This window comes from Afipia broomeae ATCC 49717 (assembly GCF_000314675.2).
GTDB lineage: Bacteria > Pseudomonadota > Alphaproteobacteria > Rhizobiales > Xanthobacteraceae > Afipia > Afipia broomeae.
Window position 1 is genome coordinate 2,059,880 of sequence record NZ_KB375282.1, and the last position, 23,825, is coordinate 2,083,704.

Sequence of the window (23,825 nt, forward strand, 5' to 3'; positions counted from 1 at the left end):
AATGTGCCCCATGCCGCGGCTATTCCCGCCCCGACCAAAACGTAGACGGGATGCCGGCAAAACGTTTCCCCGTAGTTGCACATGGTTTTTCCGAGGCTACCGATCTGACCCTGATCGGCTGCGTAGAAGAGCCCGGACAGGGCAACCAGGATACCGGCGACGACATACATTCTCGTTTGCCCCTTTTCGCTGCCCGCGACCCAAAAGGTTCGCGACCCGCAACAATGCGAATCTTCGCGGATTGTAACCGCAGGGATGCGGTTTGCCATGGATGTCATGGTGAGCGCGGAGGGACTCGAACCCTCGACCCCATGATTAAAAGTCACGTGCTCTACCGCCTGAGCTACGCGCTCACGTGTCGCGGTGTGTAGGTGGCGGGTGGATGTGGGTCAAGTGCGCCCCGGCATCCTTGTTCAGGCTGTGGAATTCGCCGACCTTGGGTTCGAGATTCCAGCCCGAGGACAGCCATTGACAGTAGAACAAATAGAGAACATAGTCTCCACCCATCACAGCCGGAAAATCCGATGGCCGATATCTCCTACTATGTTGCCCTTCCGTTCAGTGAAGACGATGAAGGCTCTGTCGTGACGGGAACCGCCGAGGAATTCCAGAGCGCATCCACAGCGATTCGGCGTGCCGAAACGTTGTCTCGCACCTCCGGCATTATCGGCGCAGTCGCCTTCACCCGCTCGGGCGATCCGATGACGGGTGATTTCAAGGATGCCATGGTGCTGAAGACCTTTGGCAACGTCCCGACGGATCTGAGCAGCCTGTAACCCGGGCCCTACGCTTTCACAGCCCGTATCCGTCAGGATCTGCGGTCTTCCTGCTCTTTCAGTTCGTCCTCGCTGAGATCGATCCTCGGGGTCGCGAAGTCGTCGCTTTCGGGATCGACCTTGAACGGCGCATTCTTGGTGGGGTCCGGGCGTTTTTTCACCTTGCCCGCATCGGCGGCATCTCGCTTTTTCTGCTTTCCGGCCATCGCTGGTTTCCTTACCCGCATTGCCGGTATGACCGGCATGGTTCCCTTGAATATGGCTGAGGCGAGTCGCATCTGCTACGCCTACTTCGTCACATTTCGAGGACATGCGCCATGACGGATTCGCCTGCGGCCCCCGAGGACGTCGTCCAGGAGTTCGATGTGCCCGTGCCGTACATGCAGCGGACGCGCGACTACTACCTCGCCATCGGGTACGACACGCCCTATCGCTGGGCGCACAATCTCGCCGCTCCCTTTCAGCCGCTGACAAAACCGCTGGCACAGTCGCGGGTGGCCATCGTCACCACGGCGGCCCGCTTCGACCCCACGAAAGGCGATCAGGGACCGGGCGCGGCCTACAACGGCAGCGCGAAATTCTATCAGGTCTACGATGGCGACAGCGCGAAGCAGCACGACCTGCGGATCTCTCACATCGCCTACGACCGCGCACACACGTCCGCGACCGACATGAACTCATGGTTTCCGCTGGCACAGATGCATCGGCTTGCCCGCGAAGGCCGGATTGGCGCGATCGCCCCCCGCTTCTTCGGCGCGCCGACCAATCGCAGCCACCGGGTGACGATCGAGACCGACGCCCCGGAAATCCTGGCGCGGTGCAAGGCCGACGACGTCGATGCCGTCGTGCTGGTCCCCAATTGTCCCGTGTGTCACCAGACCACGGCGCTGGTGGCTCGTCACCTCGAGGCCAATGGAATTGCAACCGTGGTGATGGGCTGCGCCAAGGACATCGTCGAGCACGCAGCTGTACCGCGGTTCCTGTTCAGCGATTTTCCGCTCGGCAATTCCGCCGGCAAGCCGCACGATGTGCCGTCGCAGGCATTTACGCTGGAACTGGCGCTGAAGGTGCTTAAAAGCGCACCAGGTCCGCAGACGACGGTTCAGTCACCGCTGCGCTGGAGGGCAGATGCTTCGTGGAAGCTCGACTACAACAATGTCGAGCGGATGTCGCCGGAAGAGCTTGCCCGGCGGCGACGCGATTTCGATGCGCAGAAAGAAGCCGCGCGCGTCAATCGCGTGGCGTGATCAGTCGGACATCCCTGCCGCCTTCCTCAACGCGGCATTGATGCGGTCCTGCCAGCCGGGACCGCCCTCCTGGAAATGCTCAAGGACGTCCTGATCGATCCTGATCGAGACAAGCTCCTTCACACCGGGGATGGCAGCTTTCCTTGGAACGGCTTCCGGCACCTTGGCAGTGACGGATTTGAACGCCGCCTCGGCTTCGGTTTTTGCGTCACTGAGCGTGCGGGGCCGCCGCGGAGGAGATGCCATTTCAAATTCCTTCAAACAACGCCGTGGACAAATAGCGCTCCGAGAATGACGGGATAACCGCGAGAATGGTCTTGCCGGCATTTTCCGGCCGCTTGCCGAGTTCGAGCGCTGCCGCAATAGCTGCCCCCGACGAGATGCCGCCCGGAATGCCTTCCACACGTGCGAGTGCGCGCGAAGTCGTAATCGCTGTCGCGCTATCGACCTTGACGATCTCGTCGATCACGGACCGATCGAGAATATCCGGCACAAAGCCGGCACCAATGCCCTGAATCTTGTGCGGCGAATGCTGGCCGCCGGACAGCACCGGACTTTCCACGGGCTCGACGGCAACAATGCGCAGGGATGGTTTGCGCGGCTTCAGAACCTGCCCGACGCCGGTGATCGTGCCGCCCGTGCCAACGCCGGCCACGAATACGTCAATATCTCCGTTGGTGTCGTTCCAGATTTCTTCGGCCGTGGTGCGGCGGTGAACTTCGGGATTGGCCAGGTTCTTGAATTGCTGCGGCATCACCGAGTTGGGCGTGTTGCGGACAAGATCTTCCGCAGTTGCAATCGCACCTTTCATGCCTTGTGCCGCCGGCGTCAGGACAATTTCGGCGCCCAGAAACGCCAGCATTTTGCGCCGCTCGATCGACATCGATTCCGGCATCACGAGCTTCAGCCTGTAGCCGCGCGACGCGGCGACGAACGCCAGCGCGATGCCCGTATTGCCGGATGTCGGCTCGATCAGAACGGTGTCCGGATTGATGACGCCGGCGTTTTCCATCGCGATGATCATCGCCGCACCAATGCGGTCCTTCACGCTCGCGGCGGGATTGAAATATTCAAGTTTGGCGAGAATTTTCGCCTTTACTCCGTTCTGTTCCGGCAGACGGTGAAGCCGAACGATCGGCGTATCGCCGAATGCATCAACGATGCTGTCGTAGATTCGTCCGCGCCCGGGCTGACGTGTCTGTGAAGCAGTTGGGTTTGACTTGGTATCCATGCCCGGTCCTCCTGAATCGATCCGTGCGCACCATGGGAGAAAGCTGCGCAAAACGAAAGGCTTCCGCCATTAATGGCGGTCGCGACCGCGCGTGCAAGAGCAATCGTCTGCCGGCATGCATTGCGTTGCAAAAACAGTATTTCGCAAAAAGAACGTATTTGTGTTGCGACAACTTCAAACTTGCATGAGTATATTCTGCGCGAGCTCGAACCCGGAAGGGAGGTCACGATGCCAGCACTTGCTGAACTTCTGTCGACCAAACCGTCACGCCTGCCCCCTCGGAGCACAGACCGGCCCATTTGCACGATCTGCGCGGACTCGATGGTTGCCGCAGAAGCATCCGCGTTCCTGGCTGATAACGTCATCAGCTACCTCTGGACTTGCGACAATTGCGGGTACGGCTTCGTTACGAAGCACTCAACGAACTCAACGAAAATCGTCTGCAACTAAGTCGCAGACCTGCTTGGCTTAGCGCGGCGCGATATCGCCCCGCGCCCATCCTGCACGAACCGATGCGCGATAATCGTCGAACGTCCCGGCAGCAATTGCGGCGCGGGCGCCGCTCATCAGGCTTTGATAGTAGGCGACGTTGATCTCGGACAACAGCATCGCGCCCAGCGCCTCCTCGGACTTCACGAGATGGTGCAAGTAAGCCCGTGAATAACCACTCGTCGAACGCCAGCCGCTTTCCTCGTCCAGCGGCCTAGGATCGTCGGCGTGGCGGGCATTTCGCAGATTGATAACGCCATGGCGCGTGAAGACATGGCCGTGACGGCCGTTCCGCGTCGGCATCACGCAGTCGAACATGTCGATGCCGCGGGCGACAGCCTCCAGCATATCGTCCGGTGTCCCGACGCCCATCAGGTAGCGCGGACGCTCCTGCGGCAGGAGCGGCGCGACCTCCTCGATCATCGCCAGCATGACCTCCTGCGGCTCTCCCACGGCGAGACCGCCGACGGCGTAGCCATGGAAGCCGATGTCGATCAGTGAGAGGGTGCTTTCACGGCGCAATTCCGGAACGTCTCCGCCTTGCGCGATACCGAACAACATGTAGCCGGGAGGTGCAGTTTCGAACGCCCGCTTGCTGCGCTCAGCCCAGCGGATCGACAATTGCATCGCACGTTCGATTTCGGTGCGTTCTGCCGGAAGCCTGACGCATTCATCGAGTTGCATCGCAATGTCGGACCCCAGCAGCCGCTGCACTTCGATCGCGCGCTCTGGCGACAATTCCACCTTGGTACCGTCGATGTGCGAACTGAACGTCACGGCATGCTCGGTAACTTTGCGAATCTTGGCGAGCGACATGACCTGGAAGCCACCGGAGTCGGTGAGCATCGGGCCATTCCATGTGGTGAATGCCTGCAACCCGCCAAGCGCGGCGATGCGCTCCGCACCCGGCCGCAGCATCAGATGATAGGTGTTGCCAAGGACGATATCGGCCCCAGTTTCGCGAATGTCACGCCAGTGGATGCCCTTCATGGCACCGGCCGTGCCGACAGGCATGAATGCAGGCGTGCGCACAACCCCATGCGGGGTGGTGAGTTCGCCGGTCCGCGCCTCGCCGTCGCGGCCGAGAAGCTTGAAATAATTGGGAACGCTCATGAGCGAGTTTATCGGTCAGGTTGATTGCGGAACAACAGGGACGCATCGCCATATGAATAGAAGCGATAGCCGGTCTCTATGGCATGAGCATAGGCTTTCTGCATGGTCTCCAGCCCGCTGAAGGCCGAAACAAGCATGAATAGCGTCGACCGCGGCAGGTGAAAGTTGGTCATCAGAATGTCCACGGCCTTGAAGCGATAGCCGGGCGTGATGAAAATCGCGGTGTCATCGGAGAACGGCTGGATAGTGCCGTCATCCGCAGCAGCGCTTTCCAGCAGCCGCAACGATGTCGTCCCGACGGCGACGATACGGCCCCCCCTGGTGCGGGCCTGGTTAAGTGCGGCGGCGGTCTCACTGGACACCGTGCCCCATTCGGAATGCATCTTGTGGCCAGCCGTGTCGTCAGCCTTCACCGGAAGGAACGTCCCTGCCCCGACATGCAGTGTCACACGATTCAGTCCGATGCCGCGATCCCGCAAAGCCGCCTCAAGCGCCGGTGTAAAGTGCAGTCCAGCCGTGGGCGCGGCAACCGCGCCCTCGCTGACGGCAAACATGGTCTGATAGTCCGCTGCATCGCGTTCGTCCGGCGTCCGGCGCGAGGCGATATAGGGCGGCAACGGCGGCGCGCCGACGTCGGCAATGGCCTGATCCAGGATCGGCCCGTGAAACGAGAATGCCAGCGTCACCTCGCCGTTCTCGCCCTTGCTCTCAACTTCGGCATCGAGATTTCCGAGCAGACAAACACGGCCCTCGTTGCCGAAGCGGATAGCGTCACCAGCGGTAAGTTTCTTTGCCGGTTTCACCAGTGCCTGCCAGCGTGATCCGTCGAGCCGCTTGATGAGCGTCGCTTCGATCTTCGGCTCAGTTTCACGACCGATGCGGCGGCCGGTCAGTTGCGCCGGGATGACCTTGGTGTCGTTGACCACGAGTTGATCGCCGGGCTGAAGAAACAACGGCAAATCGGAAACAGTGGAATCCGTCAGCGGCTGACCCGGCTTCACCACGAGCATGCGCGCCGCATCGCGCGGGCTGACAGGCCGCAGCGCGATATTGCCTTCCGGGAGTTCGAAGTCGAAAAGATCAGTACGCATGATGCTCAAATGTCGATGGCCGGGACATGCCCGGCCATCCATTCGCAAAGCCAGACTATAGCGTCAATCAGGCGGCGTCAGCCGCGATGTGAGCCTTGACGATCTTGTCAGGATTTTGCACCGGCTCGCCGCGCTTGATCTTGTCGACGTTTTCCATGCCTGACGTCACCTTGCCCCACACTGTGTACTGCTTGTCGAGGAAACGTGCATCGTCGAAGCAGATGAAAAACTGCGAGTTAGCCGAATCGGGATTGGCCGCGCGTGCCATGGATGCCGTGCCACGCACATGCGGCTCCGCATTGAATTCGGCCTTGAGGTTCGGATACTTCGATCCACCGGTGCCGGTGCCCTGCGGACAGCCGGTTTGCGCCATGAAGCCCTCGATCACCCGGTGAAAGACGATGCCATCGTAGAAGCCTTCGCGGACGAGCTTCTTGATATGCTCGACATGACCCGGCGCGAGATCTGGACGCATCTCGATCGTGACCGGTCCCTGCGTCGTTTCCAGGATCAATGTGTTTTCTTTGTCTGCCATGATGTTTCCTTTGCAGATTGGGAAACCCGCTGTGGCCAGGACGGCCGCGGATCGCCTGAGGTTGGTTACTTGATGTCTGAAGCGACCTGCACCTTCACCATCTTGTCAGGGTCCTGAACCGGCTCGCCGCGCTTGATCTTGTCCACGACGTCCATGCCGGACACCACTTCTCCGACAACGGTGTACTTGCCGTTCAGGAACGAAGCGTCGGCATAGGTGATGAAAAACTGCGAGTTCGCCGAATTTGGTTCGCTGGAACGCGCCATACCCACAATGCCGCGCTTGAACGGCACATTGGAGAATTCCGCCGGAAGGTTCGGATACTTCGACCCACCGGTGCCATTGAAGCGCTGGCCGTCGCCGGTCTGCGCCATGAAGCCCTCGATGACGCGGTGGAACGGCACGTTGTTGTAGTAGCCGTCGCGGGCGAGCTGCTTGATGCGCTCGGCATGTTGTGGAGCCAGATCGGTGCGCAGCTTAACGATGACGCGCCCCTTCGTGGTGTCGATGACAATCGCGTTGGCCTTGTCGAGCCCGGCCGGAAGCGCCTGGGAAAAGGCAGGCGTTGCAAAAACGATGGCCGCGAGAACGGCAAATATGCGGATCATGAGAACTCCGGAGCGAGGAAGTTATTTGCCGGCAAACTTTGTCTTCAGGCGCGCGGCGACCGCCTTGGGCACGAAATGCGAAACGTCTCCACCCATACCAGCGATCTGACGCACCAGTGTGGCGGTGATCGGGCGGACGGTAGCTGAGGCTGGCAGGAACACGGTGCGAATTTCAGGCATGAGCGTCTGATTCATGCCGGCAATCTGCATCTCGTAGTCGAGATCGGTGCCGTCACGCAGGCCGCGGATCAGGATCGTCGCGCCCGCCCGGTGAGCGGCGGTCACGGTCAAATCGCTGAACGTCACACAATCGATCTCGCATTTGGCACTCGCCGCGATCGGAGCGAACACCTCACGGATCATGTCTTGCCGTTCCTCGACCGGAAACAGGGGAGCCTTGCCGGGATGAATGCCGATCGCCACGACCAGCCGGTCGACCAGGCTGCAAGCCTGCCGAACCACATCCAAATGACCATTGGTGACGGGGTCAAACGACCCGGGGTAAAGCGCAATACGGGACATGTCCCCTCCTAACCCGGCCCGGCGAGCGCCGCAAGCTGGCCCGGTTCCACTCAGGTATGAGGGTCGGGCGGCTAAAAATTTTAAGATCTCGTGAACCTTTACGTGCCGCTGAGAGTCATCCCTCCAAGCGGCCCGCAAAGGCTGGCATCACAGGGGACGGACCATGATCAAGGCACTCTCGGCAGTGACGATCGCGGCTTTCGTTGCAGCAGCGATGACAATTTTGCCCAGTTTTGCGCCTCCGGTAGAGGCAAGCGTGCCGCACGCACTTGCGAAAGCCGACCGGTTGCCCATCCGGACGGTTAGCGTGCCCTGCTCGGCCCAGCACTGGCCGACCATGGATGCGGCCTGTCTGCACCGCAGCAACTGGAAGACCGGAATTCAGCCGGTTCGGGTCGTGACCACAGACCGCAAGTAAACCCATCCCAGTGCACCGCCGTTCGCATCGCCGGCGGAGCGTCACCTCGCGCCATCAATAAAATCAATCCCGCGGCCATGGCAATTTCTCGCTACCGGTAGCAGACTACGGCAAGCTGTCTGCGACGTTTCCCAGGGCGATGGGGGTAGCAAGTGACTGCCATACATACTGAGGCTTCCGGCCGATCCCCCACACTTCCGATGACGGCAACGATAGGAGCGCTTGGTGTCGTCTATGGCGATATCGGGACCAGTCCACTCTATGCCTTGAAAGAAGCTGCCAAGGCGGCAACCCATCACGGCAGCGGCGCCCTTACCAACGAAGCCATTCTTGGCGTGGTTTCCCTGATCTTCTGGGCGCTGATCCTCATTATCTCCTTCAAGTACGCCATGTTAATCATGAGGGCTGACAACCGCGGCGAAGGCGGAATCGTTTCGCTCCTGGCGCTTCTCCATGCCCGCAATGCGCAACCCGGAACATGGCGCGCGAAATTGCTGATCATCGGACTGATCGGTGCCGCGCTCTTATACGGTGACGGCGCCATCACACCCGCGATCTCGGTTCTGAGCGCGGTGGAAGGATTGAAGGTAGACGCGCCTTCGCTGGCGCCTGCCGTAGTGCCCGTCACAGTCGTCATCCTGATTGGTGTCTTCCTGATGCAACGCAAGGGCACGGGTTTCATCGGCGGGATATTCGGTCCCTGTATGCTGATCTGGTTCCTCGTTCTCGCGCTGCTCGGCATTCACGGCATCGCGAAAAATCCGGATGTTCTCTGGGCCCTCAGTCCTACCCATGCGGTGACGTTTCTCCTCAGCCAGAATTTCCACATCTCGTTTGCGATCCTGGGTGCGGCTTTTCTCGCTGTGACAGGCGGCGAAGCCATGTATGCGGATATGGGTCACTTCGGCCGCACGCCGATCCGGCTCGCGTGGTTTACCATTGCGTTGCCGGCGCTGGTTCTCAACTACTTCGGCCAGGCGGCATTGCTACTCACCGATCGCGGAGCTCTGGAAAACCCGTTCTACCAGCTCGCCCCCGATTGGGCGCACTATCCGCTTGTTGCCTTTGCCACCCTCGCCACGGTGATTGCATCTCAGGCAATCATTACCGGTGTCTTTTCCCTCACACAGCAGGCCATTCAACTGGGGTTTCTGCCCCGCATGCATATCCAGCACACGGCAAGTGACGAGAAGGGCCAGATCTACGTCCCGCTGATCAACTGGATGCTGGCCGCAGCAACGCTTGGAGCCGTCATCGGCTTCGGCACGTCAGACGCTCTTGCCGGGGCTTATGGCATCGCCGTATCGCTGCTGATGGCGATTACAACGCTGCTGGCTGCGCTCGTCGCTCTCCAATGGGGTTATCCGCCGGTCGTTGTCATTGCGGTCAACGGGTTCTTCTTCGTGATCGATTGTATTTTCTTCGCAGCAAATTTCGCCAAACTGTTCGAGGGCGGCTGGTTTCCGCTGCTGATCGCAGCAGTCATCGCATTCCTGATGCTGACATGGCGCAGCGGAGTGAAACTCGTCGAAGCCGCGCGAGGTGCACTACGTCAGCCGGAAGAAGACCTGATCGAAACCGCAGTGAGCAGGTGCCATGCGCGGCTTCCGGGGACCGCAGTGTTTCTCGCTTCCGCAGCCAACGGGGTCCCTCTCGCCCTCACGCAGTTCGTCAAACACAACCATGTGCTGCATCAACGCGTTCTTCTCGTGACCGTCCTGATTGCGGAAGCGCCGCGCATTGCCGACGAGGACCGGGCTGAAGTGATCGAGGTTATCGAGGGCATCACGCGGGTGATCCTGCACTTCGGTTTCATGCAGTACCCGGTCATCCTGGAAGGACTCCAGCTTGCCTGCGCGCAGGGCAAGCTGCCGGGCATCGACCTCAACAACATCACCTATTACATCGGCCGCGAGACGATCATCCCCAGCGAGAAAATCGCGGGCATGTGGGTATGGCGCGAGACGGTATTCGCCTTCCTGCAACGGAATGCGGAACGGACAGCCGCCTTCTTCGGCGTGCCGACCAAGCAGGTCGTCGAGTTCGGAACCGAAATCGAGATTTAGCGCGGCGCTCTTAACCGCCGTTGCCGTTCTCCGACTCGTCTTCCGAGATGTGCTCGACCGACACCACGTGCTCGTCTTCGGCCGTATCGAACACGATGACGCCCTGGGTTGAGCGGCCTGCGACGCGAATTCCTTCCACAGGGCAGCGAATGAGCTGCCCCTTGTCGGTGACCAGCATGATCTGATCGCTGTCCTCGACCGGGAACGACGCCACAAGCTTGCCGTTGCGATTGTTGACGGACATTGCGACGATGCCCTTTCCGCCGCGGCCCGTGGTGCGATACTCGAACGACGAACTGCGCTTGCCGTAGCCGTTCTCGCTGATGGTCAGCACGAACTGTTCGGCAGCGGACATTTGCGCATAGCGCTCCTGACTGAGTTGCACTGTCGCCGATGTCTCTTCGGTATCCGAATCGCCGCTCTCCTCGGCAGCCGCCTCACCGGCAACCGCACGGCGCATTTTCAGGTACGCAGCGCGCTCGTCTGATGACGCCTCAAGATGGCGGAGGATCGTGAGAGAGATTAGCTTGTCGCCATCGCCAAGCGCGATGCCGCGCACGCCCATCGAGGTGCGGCCGCTGAACACGCGCACATCTGTTACGGGGAAGCGGATGCACTGCCCGCCGGCGGCGGTCAGCAGCACGTCGTCGTTTTCAGTGGCGATCTGTACGTCGACGATGGCCTCACCCTCGTCGAGCTTCATCGCGATGATTCCCGAGCGGCGAACATCGACGAAATCCGAGAGCTTGTTGCGCCGGACGTTGCCGCCTGTGGTGGCGAACATCACGTCGAGATTGCTCCACGACGATTCATCTTCCGGCAGCGGCATAATGGTGGTGATGCGCTCACCCTGCTCCAGCGGCAGAATGTTGATCAGCGCCTTGCCACGTGAATTCGGAGCGGCCATCGGCAGACGCCAGACCTTCTCCTTATAGACCTGGCCGCGAGACGAGAAGAACAGCACCGGCGTATGGGTCGAGGCGATGAACAGCCGGCTGACGAAATCCTCGTCGCGCGTCTGCATGCCCGAGCGGCCTTTGCCGCCGCGCTTCTGTGCGCGATAGGTCGAGAGCGGCACGCGCTTGACGTAGCCCGCGTGCGAAACGGTCACGACCATATCTTCGCGCTGGATCAGGTCCTCGTCTTCGACCTCGCCTTCCTGATCGATGATCTGGGTCCGGCGCGGCGTGGCGAACTCGTCCTTCACGGCCGTGAGTTCGTCCTTGATGATGGATTGAATCCGGGCGCGCGAACGCAGGATGTCGAGATAATCCGCGATCTCCGTGGCGAGCTTGTTCAACTCTTCGGAGATTTCCTCGCGGCCGAGCGCGGTCAGGCGCTGCAGGCGCAAATCGAGGATCGCTTTCGCCTGCTCCAGCGACAGGCGCGCGGTTCCGTCCTCGGCGATACGATGGCGCGGATCGTCGATCAGCGTGATCATCGTCGCCATGTCCTTGGCGGGCCAGTCGCGCGCCATCAGGGTTTCGCGTGCGGTGTTCGGATCAGGCGACGTCCGGATTACACGAATGACTTCATCGATATTGGCAACGGCGATGGCCAAGCCGACCAGGATGTGAGCACGGTCGCGTGCCTTGCCAAGCAGAAATTTGGTGCGCCGTGAAACCACGCTCTCGCGGAACGCGATGAACACGGTCAACAGATCCTTCAGGTTCATCACCTGCGGGCGGCCGCCATCGAGCGCCACCATGTTGGCCCCGAAATTGGTCTGTAGCGGTGTGAATTTATAGAGCTGGTTCAGGACCACCTCCGGCACCGCGTCACGCTTCAGCTCGACGACCACGCGATAACCGTCGCGGTCGGATTCGTCGCGCAGATCCGCGATGCCTTCGATCTTCTTCTCGCGCACCAGTTCGGCGATGCGCTCCACCATGCCCGCCTTGTTCACCTGATACGGGATTTCCGAGACCACGATCGCCTGACGGTCCTTGCGGATGTCTTCGATCTCGACCTTGCCGCGCATCACGATCGAACCGCGTCCGAGGTGGTAAGCCGCGCGAATGCCCTGACGGCCGAGAATGATGCCGCCGGTCGGAAAATCCGGTCCGGGAATGATGTTGATGATGTCGTCGATGCCGAGCGCCGGATCGTTGATCAGCGCGATACATGCGTCGATCACTTCGCCGAGATTGTGCGGCGGAATGTTGGTCGCCATGCCGACTGCGATGCCGCCGGCGCCGTTGACGAGAAGATTGGGAAACTTCGCGGGCAGAACCTTCGGCTCGCGCTCCGAGCTGTCGTAGTTCGGCTGGTAGTCGACCGTGTCCTTGTCGATGTCGTCGAGCAGCGAATGCGCGACCTTTTGCAGGCGCGCTTCGGTGTAACGCATCGCAGCCGCCATATCGCCGTCGACCGAGCCGAAGTTGCCCTGCCCGTCGATCAGCGGCACGCGCATGGAAAAATCCTGCGCCATGCGCACCATCGCGTCGTAGACCGACTGATCGCCGTGCGGATGGTATTTACCGATCACGTCACCGACGGTGCGTGCCGATTTGCGGTACGGTTTGTTCCACTCAAAGCCGTTTTCATACATCGCATAGAGAATGCGCCGATGAACCGGCTTCAAACCGTCGCGCGCATCCGGCAGTGCACGTGCCACGATCACGCTCATCGCGTAATCGAGGTAAGAGCGCTTCATCTCATCCGTAATCGAGACGGGACGGATATCAGCCGCCTCGGGTGGGCCGGACGGCGGATTTTCTTGGTCGGACAACGTGCGAATCCTGGGTGCGAAATGCTCGTTTTATATAGGCGAATTCACACCGCAACGCCAACCGCATTTAGCGTCAAAATCGACGCAAATTCACCCGCCATTACAATGGCTTACGTTGAGAGAAAAATCGATTTCGACCAGCGATTCCGGGAGGCGGAAAACTCTGATTCCAGAACCGCCAATCACTGTCCAAAAGCGACCGCATGCATGATCCGGCCAGGGACGAAAGTGAACAGGCCAGCGATGACCAAACCGCCTGTGAAAATCGAGATCATCGTGATCCGGTGACCTCTCACACGATGGCTGTGCGCGTACCAAATGCCGAGCGGAAGCATGATGAGGCTGAAGATCGACAACAGATGAATGGGGCTCCATGGCTCGCCAAGCTTGATCTGGCGGCCATGTATCCAGAACGAACTGACCGCGACAGTCGCCATCAGCGCGACCCAGATCCAGCCCATGGTGCGGTGAGGAAGAGTGCCTTTTGGCAGCGAGAACTGAACGAGGCCTAGTGCAAGCGCGCCCATCGCGGCGAACGCATGCAGTTGAATGATCGACGGTGCATTGAGCAGCGGCGCGAAGCTCATTCGTATTCCCACGGTACAGGCTTAAGACGCGATCAAAGCTGCGACCATCCGAATGCATGTTAATATCATTAACATGTGGCCAAGGCAATGTCGTACCCGGTCATTCGCGCAAAAAGCGCAGACTGTTCGCTCTCCTGTTGATTGATGACGCGGTCGTGTCCCGCGCGTTGTCTGTGCGCAATCCGGGTCAGATCAGCGCGGCAATCACGGAGACGGTGAATTCAACACCGCCTCCGCAAGCCTGACAGCATTCCGGCTTAGAAGGGAATGTCGTCGTTCATGTCGTCGTTGCGGCCACCGCCGGCGGCCACCCGGCGCGGAGGTGCAGAGCGCGAAGGTCCGGACGATCCGAAATCACCGCCCTCATCCGCTCCAAACGAGCCGCCACTGCTCTTGCCGTCGAGCATCGTCAGCGTCGAATTGAAGTTCTGCAGAACGACTTCGGTCGAATAGCGATCCTTGCCGTCCTTGTCCTGCCATTTGCGAGTCTGGAGCTGGCCCTCGATGTAAACCTTGGAGCCCTTCTTCAGATACTGCTCGGCAATCTTGCAAAGACCTTCGCTGAAGATCACGACACGATGCCATTCCGTCTTTTCTTTCCGCTCGCCGGAATTCTTGTCGCGCCAGGTATCCGAGGTCGCGATGCTCAGATTCGCGATCGGGCGGCCGTCCTGCGTGCGCTTGATTTCAGGGTCGGCGCCGAGGTTTCCAACCAGAATGACTTTATTGACGCTTCCCGCCATTACCGTTCTCCACTTTGGCGCACCGATACGGCGCGCCGAATCTGTCAGGATTTATGTACGCGGAACGACAATCCCACCCTGGGAGACGTCCGCCCTGCAAATGACCCTATACTTTCCGGCTCCCGGGATGAGGCCGCCGCGCCGGTTATCCACACGCAACCGGCATTGTCGCACAGACATAATACGTACTCTTTTTGTTCCCGCGCAAGTGTTCCCGCAAAAGCAACCCTTTGTAGGACAAAACATTATCTGCGCGTGTTCCACTGAATGTGACGAAAACGTGATCAAATCGTGGAACCGGCAGGCCGAATATCCCAAACAATTCCTTACGTTAGGAGCATTCACTTCCCATCCGAGTGTTGCATTTCGGAGACGGCTTTTTCGGCGGAAGCCGGTATATTCCCGGCCATGAGATCGAGAATCCCACTGCGTTCGCGCCTTGGATAACTGCTTCGAAAAATCGGGGCGGACTTAAAACTGGAGAAGATGAAATGAAGAAGTTCTTGCTCGGCACCGTGGCACTCGTTGCCCTCGGTACTGCTTCGGCGGTCGCCGCTGATCTGCCGGCCCGCACCTACACCAAGGCGCCGGTTTATGCCGCTCCGATCTACAACTGGACCGGCTTCTACGTCGGCGGGCACATCGGCGCCGCTTTCGGTGGTGATGATGGGTTCGCAACCAACATCGTCGGCCTGACCGGCTCGAACCGCGACGCAGCGTTCCTCGGCGGTGGCCAGGTCGGCGCTGACTACCAGTTCGCTCCGAACTGGCTGGTTGGTATCGAAGGCCAGATCTCCGGCCTCTCGAACAGCGACCGCACCTTCACCACGGGCGTGAACTCGATCCGTGACCGTTCCGACTGGCTCGCTTCGGTCACCGGTCGCCTCGGCTACACCTGGGGTCCGGGCCTGATCTACGCCAAGGGCGGTGTCGCGTTCCGTGACGACAACGGCCTCGCAGCGACCGCTGGCTTCCTGCCGGCTGTGACCAATCGCAACTCGACCGGCTACACCGTCGGTGGCGGTCTGGAATACATGTTCGCTCCGGCCTGGTCGGCGAAGGTTGAGTACCAGTACTACAACTTCGACACGACCAACATTTCGACCAACGCTGGCGCTGGCGCTCTGTCCTACAAGGACGACCTCCACACTGTGAAGGTTGGCGTGAACTACCGCTTCAACTGGGGTGGCCCGGTCGTCGCGAAGTACTAAGCTTCGCTTCACCTGAGTCTCTCGGGAACACGGAAAGGCCGGCTCTTGAGCCGGCCTTTTTGTTTGGTGGTCACGACCCTATATCTCTCAAGTCCCACGAGACACCAAGCAGTTGATGGATCGCGAACAGGGCTGGAAATTCAGCCGCGTTCTCACTATGTTCTGCGGACAAGAATCTGATCGAGAATGAGAGCCGGCGAACGGTCATCGCGTTTTCCGGAACAGCGCTCTAGCTGCGCACCACGCGCTACCGGAACTCCCTTATGGATGAAGTGATCAAGGCAAACCGCAAACCGTCAGCCGGATCGAACTCGCGGGCCATTACGATTCGCGGCGCGCGCGAGCACAATCTCAAGAATATCGACCTCGCCATTCCGCGCGACAAACTGGTCGTCTTCACCGGCCTGTCAGGTTCCGGGAAATCCTCCCTCGCCTTCGACACCATCTACGCGGAAGGCCAGCGCCGCTACGTCGAATCGCTATCGGCTTACGCCCGTCAGTTTCTGGAAATGATGCAGAAGCCGGACGTCGATCAGATCGACGGCCTGTCGCCAGCCATTTCCATCGAACAGAAAACGACCTCCAAGAATCCGCGATCGACCGTGGGTACGGTCACTGAGATCTACGACTACATGCGCCTGCTCTGGGCGCGCGTCGGCATTCCCTATTCACCGGCGACGGGGCTCCCCATCGAAAGCCAGACCGTGTCGCAAATGGTGGATCGCGTGCTCGCGCTGCCCGAAGGCACCCGCCTCTACCTGCTTGCGCCGGTCGTTCAGGGCCGTAAGGGCGAGTACCGCAAGGAATTTGCCGAATATCTCAAGAAGGGATTCCAGCGGATCAAGGTCGACGGCAAGTTCTACGAACTGGCGGACGCGCCGACACTGGATAAGAAATTCCCCCACGACATCGACGTCGTGGTCGATCGTATCGTCGTGCGTCCCGATATGGCGCAGCGGCTTGCCGAATCGTTCGAGACCGCTTTGAAACTCGCCGAAGGCCTGGCCGTCGTCGAATTCGCCGATGCACCCGCAAGCGACGCTGCGTCGGAGAAGAAAGCGGAAAAGAAGACCGCAAAGATCCACGACAAGAGCGGACCGGAGCGGATTCTGTTCTCGGAGAAATTCGCCTGTCCGGTCTCCGGATTCACGATCCCGGAAATCGAGCCGCGCCTGTTTTCGTTCAACAACCCTTACGGTGCCTGCCCGAAATGCGGCGGCCTCGGCGTCGAACAGCATATCGATGCCGAACTGGTGATCCCGGACAAGGAACTAACCTTGCGCAAGGGCGCGATCGCGCCGTGGGCAAAATCGTCATCGCCTTACTACGTGCAGACCCTGCAAGCGCTGGGGAAGTTCTACAAGTTCACACTCGACACCAAGTGGAAGGATCTGCCGAAGAAGACGAAGGACGCAATTCTGTTCGGCTCCGGCGATGACGAAATAAAGTTTTCCTACGAGGATGGCGTTCGGTCCTACGACACCAAGAAGCCGTTCGAGGGCGTGGTCACCAATATCGAGCGCCGCTTCCGCGAAACCGAAAGCGAGTGGGCGCGTGAAGAACTCGGCAAATACTTCAGCGACGTTCCGTGCGAAGCGTGCCACGGTTATCGCCTGAAGCCGGAAGCGCTTTCCGTCAAGATCGGCGGCAAGCATATTGGCGAAGTCGCCGAGCTCTCGGTTCTGCGCGCCGGGGAATGGTTCGAGAACGTTCCCAAGCAGTTGAACAAGCAGCAGAACGAGATCGCGACGCGCGTGCTCAAGGAAATTCGCGAGCGGCTGTCGTTCCTGCTGGACGTCGGCCTGAACTACCTCACGCTGTCGCGATCATCCGGGACCTTGTCGGGCGGCGAAAGCCAGCGTATCCGCCTCGCCTCGCAGATCGGCTCCGGCCTGACCGGCGTCCTCTACGTGCTGGACGAACCTTCAATCGGGCTGCACCAGCGCGATAACGCACGCTTGCTCGACACGTTGCGGCGGCTGCGCGATCTCGGCAACACGGTCATTGTCGTTGAGCACGACGAGGATGCCATCGAAACCGCGGACTATGTGGTAGACGTCGGCCCCGGTGCCGGCATGCATGGCGGCAACATCGTCGCCCAGGGCACACCGCAACAGGTGAAGAGCAATCCGAAATCGATGACCGGAAAGTATCTCACCGGTGAAATGTACGTGCCGATTCCCGAGCGCCGGCCGCCCAATCACCGCCGGACCATCAAGGTCGTCAACGCGCGCGGCAACAACCTCAAGAACGTGTCGGCGGAGATCCCGCTCGGGCTTTTCACCTGCGTCACCGGCGTCTCGGGCGGCGGCAAATCCACGCTGCTGATCGATACGCTGTACAAATCCATTGCGCGCAAGCTCAACAATGCCTCGGAGGGTCCCGCTCCGCACGACCGCATCGAGGGGCTCGAGCATATCGACAAGATCATCGACATCGACCAGTCGCCGATCGGGCGGACGCCGCGCTCAAATCCCGCGACCTACACCGGCGCCTTCACGCCGATCCGCGAATGGTTCGCCGGTTTGCCGGAATCCAAGGCGCGCGGTTATGAGCCGGGCCGTTTCTCGTTCAACGTGAAGGGCGGCCGCTGCGAGGCCTGTCAGGGCGACGGCGTCATCAAGATCGAGATGCACTTTCTGCCCGACGTCTACGTCACCTGCGACACCTGCAAGGGCAAGCGCTACAACCGCGAAACCCTCGAGGTGCTGTTCAAGGGCAAGTCGATCGCCGACGTGCTGGACATGACGGTGGAAGAAGCCGCCGAGTTCTTCAAGGCGGTGCCGCGTGTGCGCGAGACCTTCAAGACGCTCCATCGTGTCGGGCTCGACTACATTCATGTCGGCCAGCAAGCGACCACGCTCTCCGGCGGCGAAGCGCAACGCGTCAAGCTCGCCAAGGAACTCAGCAAGCGTGCAACCGGGCGGACGCTCTACATTCTCGACGAGCCCACAACCGGCTTGCATTTCCATGACGTCGCGAAACTGCTGGAAGTGCTGCATGAGCTGGTCGCTCAAGGCAACACCGTGGTCGTCATCGAGCACAATCTCGAGGTTATCAAGACCGCGGACTGGGTGATCGATCTTGGCCCGGAAGGTGGTGACGGCGGCGGAGAAATCGTCGCTTGGGGACCGCCGGAGGACATCGTCAAAGCGCCGCGCAGTTACACCGGGAAATTCCTCGCGCCGGTTCTGAAGAAGGGCCGCGCCGGAAAAATTCACGACACCGGCGAGGCCGCGGAGTAAAGCGGTCTCTCGCTGCCCGGAAGGAGCCGTTACCTTACCCCGGTGCCCTTGCATCGCTGACAGGTAACGACCTTGTCGCCTTTCTTCAGCAGCCCCTTGCCTTCGCAGTTTTTGCACTTCTGCTTCTTCTTGATGTTCGGGCCCTTCTCATTCGCCATGACGTTTTCCAATATGATGCGTTTCGATGAGCGAAGAAAATGGCTCGCCTGATTACAATCGTCAGGCCACCTTCGCGTTGGGGCGCGATCATAGCATGGTCCCGCAGGGATCCGATTAAGTAAAAACGGCGCACGGATCACACCGCGCGCCGTTCGTTCTGCGGGTTGACCACATCATCCTGACGCGAAAGCGAGAAGCGTCAGGCGAAAGACATCATCGCCCGTGGTTGGCAAGCTCTTGGTCTGTCAGATTCCAGTCCTGCCACAACTTCAGAACCGCCAGCAGGAATACAACGCCACCGATGCCGGTGTGCCAGAACCTGAGGATGCCGCTGCCCGAATAGCCCAGCAGGTACGGCGCCGCGATCAGCCAGAGACCGAGCGCCATCTCACCTGCCTCCTCCCAGCGCTGGAGCGCGATGTACTCCATCTGGGCAAGGCCAAATACGAAAACGCCCGCAAGAACCGTGCACAGGATCGCGAATCCCGGCTCCGACAGCGTACCAAACCCGTAATTTGGCTGTCCCGTAAGCCAGGGCGACAGCACGATCAGCAGGCCCAACAGCATGCCGAACCAATCTTCCCATTTGCGATGAGTGTCGAAAAACCGAAAACCAGACATGTAAGACCTCCATTGAAAGAGGCATACGTCGGCGGGCCTGGTGTCGTCACATTCCGACTTGAAGACGACCATTCGGCCGCATCGGAGTATGTCCATCTCTAAACGTATGAAACCCCGGGGTTCCTGCAAGGTCCCAAGGACGGAATTTGTTGCTTCACCGGCGTATGAGGTGCGGTGCGGCGGACGGCTCGCCTTGCCCCATGGAATGTTGATAGACTCGCCGAATCTGACACCCCGAAGCGGACGCCGACAATGACCGATGTACGGAACAACCCTGCCAAGAAGCGCTACGAACTCGACGTCGAAGGTCATATCGCGGCGACCTATTACGAACTGTCTGATGGCGTAATCACGTTTGTCCACACCGAAGTACCGGAGGCGCTCGGAGGCCGAGGCATCGGTTCGAAACTCATCAAGGAAACGCTCGATCAGGTGCGCGCCTCCGGGCTGAAAGTCATCGCGCAATGCCCTTTCGTGAAGGCGTACATCGGCAAGCATCAGGAATACGCCGATCTCCTGAAGTAAGTTCGCACCACACGGTCAACAGCAGAACGCAGGCGCCATGGATCAAGGCATCGTCCGCAACAACAAATCCCTCAACCGCTACGAACTCGATGCAGACGGCGCGACCGCATTTGCCGACTATCGGCTGGCGCCGGGAAAGGTGATCATCACCCACACCGAAACGCCTCGCCCGTTGCGCGGCCGCGGCATCGCCTCAAAGCTGGTGCAAGGCACGCTGGAGCAAATCCGCGCCGACGGCCTGAAGGTTGTGGCGGGATGCGGTTTCGTCGTGGACTATCTGGAGAAGCATCCAGAGTTCGCGGACGTTGTGGCTTAGTCCACTCGTCGATCGAAAAAAAAGCCCACCGGACGGCGGGCTTTTTATTTGCTCGACAGCGAACCGTGCCGCTCGAACAGCGTCAGACGATCTTGATCGACATATCCGGCAGGCCCTCCAGTTTGCAAAGGATGACGTCACCTTTCACAACCGGTCCGACATTCTCCGGCGTGCCGGAATAGATGATGTCGCCGGCCTTCAGCTCGCAGGCCTCGGACAACTTCGAGATTTGTTCGGCCACACTCCAGATCATGTTGCTGAGGTCGGAGCTCTGCTTCACCGTTCCGTTCACGGCGAGCGAGATCGCGCCTTTGGCAAAATGGCCGGTCTTGGTCACGGGGTGAATCGGGCCAATCACGGCGGAATTATCGAAGCTCTTGCCGATCTCCCACGGCTTCTTCTGGTCACCCATCGCGCGCTGAAGATCGCGGCGCGTCATATCGAGACCGAGCGCGTAACCGTAAACGCACTCGAGTGCCTTCTCCGGCGAAATATCGGAGCCGCCTGATTTCAGCGCGGCGACCAGTTCGACTTCATAGTGATAGTTCTTGGTCAGCGGCGGATACGGATGGTCTGCAACCGTTCCGATCGCGACGTTCTGGATCGCGTCGGTCGGCTTCTGAAAAAAGAACGGCGGCTCACGAGTCGGATCGGATCCCATCTCGCGCGCATGCGCCGCGTAGTTGCGGCCGATGCAATAGATGCGCCGAACGGGGAAAACCTCTTTCAGACCGACAATAGGGATTGTCGCCTGTGCGACCGGAAAAACTGCCTTCAGGCCGATTTCGGCGCTTGCCGTCTCGCTAAGTGCTGCCGTGCCGGCAAGGGCTGCCGCTCCGCCAGCCAGGATGTGTCTGCGGTTGAGTTTGGTCATGGTCGTTTCCCGTTTGCTTTGTTGGCTTTGGCGCACTTGCCGCTCGTAAACTCGCGGCAGCGAACAACGGTTCGGAAGCGCTGGTATTTTGTATGCCGACGACGATGATTTGAACAGAGGCCTCGTGCGCAAACGCAAGTGTGCGGCGCAACGAAAAAGGCCCGCCAATGACGGGCCTTTCCAAATCCGGCACAAGGTCGCTGGATTAGTGCTTGAGATCGTCCGGCAGCTTGCCGCCGTTCGCAGCAAGCTTGGTCATGACCTGCTTGTGCAGCCAGATGTTCATCTTGGCCGAGTCGTTGGTGTCGCCATCATACTTCAGTTCCTTCGCAAGCTCCTTGCGAGCGGACAGGCTTGAATCGATGTCGAGGGCCTTCATCAAATCCACGATCGACGTGCGCCATTCGAGCTTTTCACCCTTGGCAGCAACGGCCTTGTCGAGAATTGGCGCGACATCCACCATGGGGACGCTGCCGCCACCGCCTGCAGCCGATCCAGCACCGCCAGCGGGCTCAGCAGCTTCGGCCTTTGTGCCGAAAATCGCGCCCATGATCTTTCCAAAAATGCTCATATGTAAAACTCCCGATAGCCCGTCGATTGACTGGTGGATCTGATTGGCGCTTCCCCGCTCCGGCAGCACCGCACCGGTATCACGCAAGAGTGTAGACGGCTGGTCAGGGCTTGCCAATGCAGCAGCTCAACATTGCGCCGCGGCGATTTGAATTAAAGCTGTCAAAAAGACGCCACAATGACTCGGATGTGACGACACTGATTGTTTGCAAAACGAGAATCCGTCTCGTTCCCTTGCAGAACCTTGCTCCATCTGCTCGCTTATACATTGCAGGCGATCGTGATGTTTCCGCAGATGAACTTTGACCAGCACTGCATGCTCAGTCCGTCAGGCATGGTTGCCTGCCGCGCCGCGGTTTGGCATGGATGCACGCCTCAAGGCGTGCATCAGAAGACGGTTCATGTTCGACGCAGTGGTTTTTGCAGGCGGTGGCAACCGCTGTTACTGGCAAGGCGGCTTCTATGAGGCTGCGGCTGCACGTCTTGGCCTGTCACCGAAACTCGTGGTCGGGGCAAGCGCTGGTGCATTTGCGGCAGCCTATTCGTTGCTCGAAGCCGGACCGGCTACCCGCGCGCGCGTGATACGTGCCTGCGACCCGAAACTGAAAAATTTCGATTTCGCGGCGTGGCGCGCGGGCAAACCACTTTGCCCTGTCGGTCCGATGTTCCGCGAACTCCTCGAACAGACCATTGACGCGAAAGCCTTCAGTCGGCTTCAGAACATGACCGACTTTCGGATCGCAGTCTCGCGGTTACCGCGCGGGCTGTCCCCACCGATCGGCGCGGCCATTGGTATCGGCGTGTATCAGTTGGAGAAGCAGCTTTTTCATCCGGTGCACCCGCGGTTCGGGCGCGCGCTTGGTTTCAGGCCAGAGTTCGTCGCGGCAGGCTCCCTGAACGACCCGCAACAGCTTCACGAGGCACTAATGGCCAGCAGCGGCGTTCCGCCATTCATGCCGGTCACCAATGTCGCGGGGCGGCCGGCCTTCGATGGCGGGCTCGTCGATAACGTTCCGGTTGAGCCGCTGGCGCCGATTGAGGCCGCCGGAGGCCGCTCGCTGGTGCTGCTGTCCCGTGTCTACCAGACAATCCCACAGGTGAACGGACGCATCTACGTGCAGCCCTCGCAAAAGATCGGCGTCGGGCAATTCGACATCCGAAACCCGGACGGCATCCGGGATGCCTACGAACTCGGCCTTAAGGACGGCGACGCTTTTGCCTCCTCGCTCAATCGATGAATCCGGTCTGACCCGGAAAGCGACACGTTTTAGCCGCGGTTGCGCGCGAGATTCGCGGTAGGCCATGTTCGCAGCAGGCGTTCAGATGACCGTTGGCTTTCTCCCACGCGCGGCCTTCGCCGCCTTTATCGTCCTTGTGCCGGCTTCATGGGCATCCGCTGCGACATGCGGCACCGGCAGTTTCGAGAGCTGGCTCGATAACTTTAAAAAGGAAGCCGCGGCGGAAGGAATCTCCCAGCAGGCAATCTCCCAGGGGTTGAACGGCGTCACCCTCGACAACACCGTCCTCTCGCGCGATCGGTCGCAGCATGTCTTCCGCCAAAGCTTCGAGGAATTTTCCGGCCGGATGATCCCTCCGCGATTGGCCGTGGGCGCCAACAAGATGAAGCAGTTCGGGTCGGTGTTGTCCCGCATCGAGCAGCGCTATGGCGTTCCCGGCTCCGTTCTTGTCGCGATCTGGGGGCTCGAGACAGATTACGGCGTCAATATCGGAAAATTTCCGACCATTCGCTCCGTCGCAACGCTTGCTTACGATTGCCGGCGCTCCGAAATGTTTCGCGCGGAGTTGAAGGATGCCCTGCGCATTGTCGATCAGGGCGATCTGTCACCCACAGACATGCGCGGTGCCTGGGCCGGCGAAATCGGGCAAACGCAGTTTATGCCCTCGTCCTACATCAAATTTGCCGTCGACTTCGACGGCAACGGACGGCGCGATCTGCTGCGAAGCGCACCCGATGTGCTGGCCTCAACCGCAAACTTCCTTGCCAGTCACGGCTGGAAGCGCGGTCAGCCCTGGGATCCGGGCAGCGAGAATTTTGCGGTGATCCAGCAGTGGAACAAAAGCGAAGTCTACTCGAAGACAATCGCCTATTTCGCGAACCAGCTTGATCGCGCTCCCTGACCGATGAT

26 protein-coding genes and 1 tRNA gene are annotated in these 23,825 nt (G+C 59.9%); 11 read left to right on the forward strand and 16 right to left on the reverse strand.

Annotated features, from left to right (window positions below; all coding sequences use genetic code 11):
- Positions 1-277: 277 nt before the first annotated feature.
- Positions 278-353, reverse strand: a tRNA-Lys gene (locus tag HMPREF9695_RS09495).
- Positions 354-524: 171 nt separating this feature from the next.
- Here HMPREF9695_RS09495 and HMPREF9695_RS09500 point away from each other — a divergent pair.
- Positions 525-776, forward strand: coding sequence for a hypothetical protein (locus HMPREF9695_RS09500; RefSeq protein WP_006020632.1), 252 nt, complete (start codon positions 525-527; stop codon positions 774-776).
- 32 nt (positions 777-808) lie between these two features.
- Here HMPREF9695_RS09500 and HMPREF9695_RS26650 read toward each other — a convergent pair whose 3' ends face one another.
- Positions 809-982, reverse strand: coding sequence for a hypothetical protein (locus HMPREF9695_RS26650; RefSeq protein ID WP_167540050.1), 174 nt, complete (start codon positions 980-982; stop codon positions 809-811).
- A 111-nt stretch (positions 983-1,093) separates the two neighbouring features.
- On the opposite strand from HMPREF9695_RS26650, the gene HMPREF9695_RS09505 reads away from it, so the two are divergent.
- Complete coding sequence (locus HMPREF9695_RS09505; protein WP_006020634.1) at positions 1,094-2,023, forward strand: glycine/sarcosine/betaine reductase selenoprotein B family protein; 930 nt, start codon at positions 1,094-1,096, stop codon at positions 2,021-2,023.
- On the opposite strand, the gene HMPREF9695_RS09510 is transcribed toward HMPREF9695_RS09505, so the two are convergent.
- Both HMPREF9695_RS09510 and cysK read right to left on the reverse strand, forming a co-directional pair.
- On the reverse strand, positions 2,024-2,269 hold the full coding sequence (locus tag HMPREF9695_RS09510) for a BrnA antitoxin family protein (protein WP_006020635.1): 246 nt from the start codon (positions 2,267-2,269) through the stop codon (positions 2,024-2,026).
- 1 nt (position 2,270) lies between these two features.
- Positions 2,271-3,254, reverse strand: coding sequence for a cysteine synthase A (cysK, locus tag HMPREF9695_RS09515; RefSeq protein WP_006020636.1), 984 nt, complete (start codon positions 3,252-3,254; stop codon positions 2,271-2,273).
- Between the two features lie 228 nt (positions 3,255-3,482).
- Between cysK and HMPREF9695_RS26935 the strand changes: the two genes are divergently transcribed.
- On the forward strand, positions 3,483-3,704 hold the full coding sequence (locus HMPREF9695_RS26935; protein ID WP_083875187.1) for a hypothetical protein: 222 nt from the start codon (positions 3,483-3,485) through the stop codon (positions 3,702-3,704).
- 18 nt (positions 3,705-3,722) lie between these two features.
- Here HMPREF9695_RS26935 and tgt read toward each other — a convergent pair whose 3' ends face one another.
- The 5 genes from tgt to coaD form a co-directional block, all read right to left on the reverse strand.
- The gene (tgt, locus tag HMPREF9695_RS09520) at positions 3,723-4,856 is read right to left on the reverse strand and encodes a tRNA guanosine(34) transglycosylase Tgt (RefSeq protein WP_006020637.1); all 1,134 of its coding nucleotides are present in this window, start codon (positions 4,854-4,856) and stop codon (positions 3,723-3,725) included.
- A gap of 8 nt (positions 4,857-4,864) precedes the next feature.
- Entirely contained in the window at positions 4,865-5,947 is a 1,083-nt protein-coding gene (gene queA / locus HMPREF9695_RS09525; RefSeq protein ID WP_006020638.1) for a tRNA preQ1(34) S-adenosylmethionine ribosyltransferase-isomerase QueA, read from the reverse strand.
- A 67-nt stretch (positions 5,948-6,014) separates the two neighbouring features.
- Positions 6,015-6,482: a peptidylprolyl isomerase gene (locus tag HMPREF9695_RS09530; protein ID WP_006020639.1), complete on the reverse strand. Its 468-nt coding sequence runs from the start codon at positions 6,480-6,482 to the stop codon at positions 6,015-6,017.
- 65 nt (positions 6,483-6,547) lie between these two features.
- Entirely contained in the window at positions 6,548-7,090 is a 543-nt protein-coding gene (locus HMPREF9695_RS09535) for a peptidylprolyl isomerase (protein ID WP_006020640.1), read from the reverse strand.
- A gap of 21 nt (positions 7,091-7,111) precedes the next feature.
- Positions 7,112-7,612 (reverse strand): pantetheine-phosphate adenylyltransferase, encoded by a 501-nt coding sequence (gene coaD / locus HMPREF9695_RS09540; protein WP_006020641.1) that lies wholly within the window; start codon positions 7,610-7,612, stop codon positions 7,112-7,114.
- A gap of 163 nt (positions 7,613-7,775) precedes the next feature.
- On the opposite strand from coaD, the gene HMPREF9695_RS09545 reads away from it, so the two are divergent.
- A complete protein-coding gene (locus tag HMPREF9695_RS09545) occupies positions 7,776-8,030 on the forward strand; it encodes a hypothetical protein (protein WP_041711597.1) in 255 nt (84 codons plus the stop codon).
- A gap of 200 nt (positions 8,031-8,230) precedes the next feature.
- Positions 8,231-10,096 (forward strand): potassium transporter Kup, encoded by a 1,866-nt coding sequence (locus HMPREF9695_RS09550; RefSeq protein WP_006020643.1) that lies wholly within the window; start codon positions 8,231-8,233, stop codon positions 10,094-10,096.
- 10 nt (positions 10,097-10,106) lie between these two features.
- Here the strand turns inward: HMPREF9695_RS09550 and gyrA are convergent, their stop codons facing one another.
- From gyrA to HMPREF9695_RS09565, 3 genes are all read right to left on the reverse strand, one after another.
- On the reverse strand, positions 10,107-12,827 hold the full coding sequence (gene gyrA / locus HMPREF9695_RS09555) for a DNA gyrase subunit A (protein ID WP_006020644.1): 2,721 nt from the start codon (positions 12,825-12,827) through the stop codon (positions 10,107-10,109).
- A 182-nt stretch (positions 12,828-13,009) separates the two neighbouring features.
- Positions 13,010-13,414 (reverse strand): DUF2306 domain-containing protein, encoded by a 405-nt coding sequence (locus HMPREF9695_RS09560; protein WP_006020645.1) that lies wholly within the window; start codon positions 13,412-13,414, stop codon positions 13,010-13,012.
- A 257-nt stretch (positions 13,415-13,671) separates the two neighbouring features.
- The gene (locus HMPREF9695_RS09565) at positions 13,672-14,157 is read right to left on the reverse strand and encodes a single-stranded DNA-binding protein (RefSeq protein WP_006020646.1); all 486 of its coding nucleotides are present in this window, start codon (positions 14,155-14,157) and stop codon (positions 13,672-13,674) included.
- Positions 14,158-14,648: 491 nt separating this feature from the next.
- Here HMPREF9695_RS09565 and HMPREF9695_RS09570 point away from each other — a divergent pair, with 491 nt between their 5' ends.
- Positions 14,649-15,368 carry an outer membrane protein gene (locus HMPREF9695_RS09570; RefSeq protein WP_006020647.1) on the forward strand — a complete coding sequence of 240 codons (720 nt, stop codon included), beginning with the start codon at positions 14,649-14,651 and terminating at the stop codon, positions 15,366-15,368.
- A gap of 263 nt (positions 15,369-15,631) precedes the next feature.
- Positions 15,632-18,613 carry an excinuclease ABC subunit UvrA gene (uvrA, locus tag HMPREF9695_RS09575; protein WP_006020648.1) on the forward strand — a complete coding sequence of 994 codons (2,982 nt, stop codon included), beginning with the start codon at positions 15,632-15,634 and terminating at the stop codon, positions 18,611-18,613.
- A 29-nt stretch (positions 18,614-18,642) separates the two neighbouring features.
- Here uvrA and HMPREF9695_RS27090 read toward each other — a convergent pair whose 3' ends face one another.
- Both HMPREF9695_RS27090 and HMPREF9695_RS09580 read right to left on the reverse strand, forming a co-directional pair.
- Positions 18,643-18,771 carry a hypothetical protein gene (locus HMPREF9695_RS27090; protein WP_006020649.1) on the reverse strand — a complete coding sequence of 43 codons (129 nt, stop codon included), beginning with the start codon at positions 18,769-18,771 and terminating at the stop codon, positions 18,643-18,645.
- Between the two features lie 214 nt (positions 18,772-18,985).
- Positions 18,986-19,393, reverse strand: coding sequence for an SPW repeat protein (locus tag HMPREF9695_RS09580; protein ID WP_006020650.1), 408 nt, complete (start codon positions 19,391-19,393; stop codon positions 18,986-18,988).
- 252 nt (positions 19,394-19,645) lie between these two features.
- Here HMPREF9695_RS09580 and HMPREF9695_RS09585 point away from each other — a divergent pair, with 252 nt between their 5' ends.
- Positions 19,646-19,918, forward strand: coding sequence for a GNAT family N-acetyltransferase (locus HMPREF9695_RS09585; RefSeq protein ID WP_006020651.1), 273 nt, complete (start codon positions 19,646-19,648; stop codon positions 19,916-19,918).
- A gap of 37 nt (positions 19,919-19,955) precedes the next feature.
- Positions 19,956-20,234 (forward strand): GNAT family N-acetyltransferase, encoded by a 279-nt coding sequence (locus HMPREF9695_RS09590; RefSeq protein ID WP_006020652.1) that lies wholly within the window; start codon positions 19,956-19,958, stop codon positions 20,232-20,234.
- Between the two features lie 82 nt (positions 20,235-20,316).
- Here HMPREF9695_RS09590 and HMPREF9695_RS09595 read toward each other — a convergent pair whose 3' ends face one another.
- Positions 20,317-21,108 carry a fumarylacetoacetate hydrolase family protein gene (locus HMPREF9695_RS09595; RefSeq protein ID WP_006020653.1) on the reverse strand — a complete coding sequence of 264 codons (792 nt, stop codon included), beginning with the start codon at positions 21,106-21,108 and terminating at the stop codon, positions 20,317-20,319.
- A 205-nt stretch (positions 21,109-21,313) separates the two neighbouring features.
- Positions 21,314-21,679: a DUF3597 domain-containing protein gene (locus HMPREF9695_RS09600; RefSeq protein WP_006020654.1), complete on the reverse strand. Its 366-nt coding sequence runs from the start codon at positions 21,677-21,679 to the stop codon at positions 21,314-21,316.
- Between the two features lie 400 nt (positions 21,680-22,079).
- Here HMPREF9695_RS09600 and HMPREF9695_RS09605 point away from each other — a divergent pair, with 400 nt between their 5' ends.
- Both HMPREF9695_RS09605 and HMPREF9695_RS09610 read left to right on the forward strand, forming a co-directional pair.
- Positions 22,080-22,916, forward strand: a complete 837-nt coding sequence (locus HMPREF9695_RS09605) for a patatin-like phospholipase family protein (RefSeq protein WP_006020655.1) — start codon at positions 22,080-22,082, stop codon at positions 22,914-22,916.
- 85 nt (positions 22,917-23,001) lie between these two features.
- Positions 23,002-23,817: a lytic murein transglycosylase gene (locus HMPREF9695_RS09610; protein ID WP_006020656.1), complete on the forward strand. Its 816-nt coding sequence runs from the start codon at positions 23,002-23,004 to the stop codon at positions 23,815-23,817.
- Positions 23,818-23,825 lie beyond the last annotated feature (8 nt).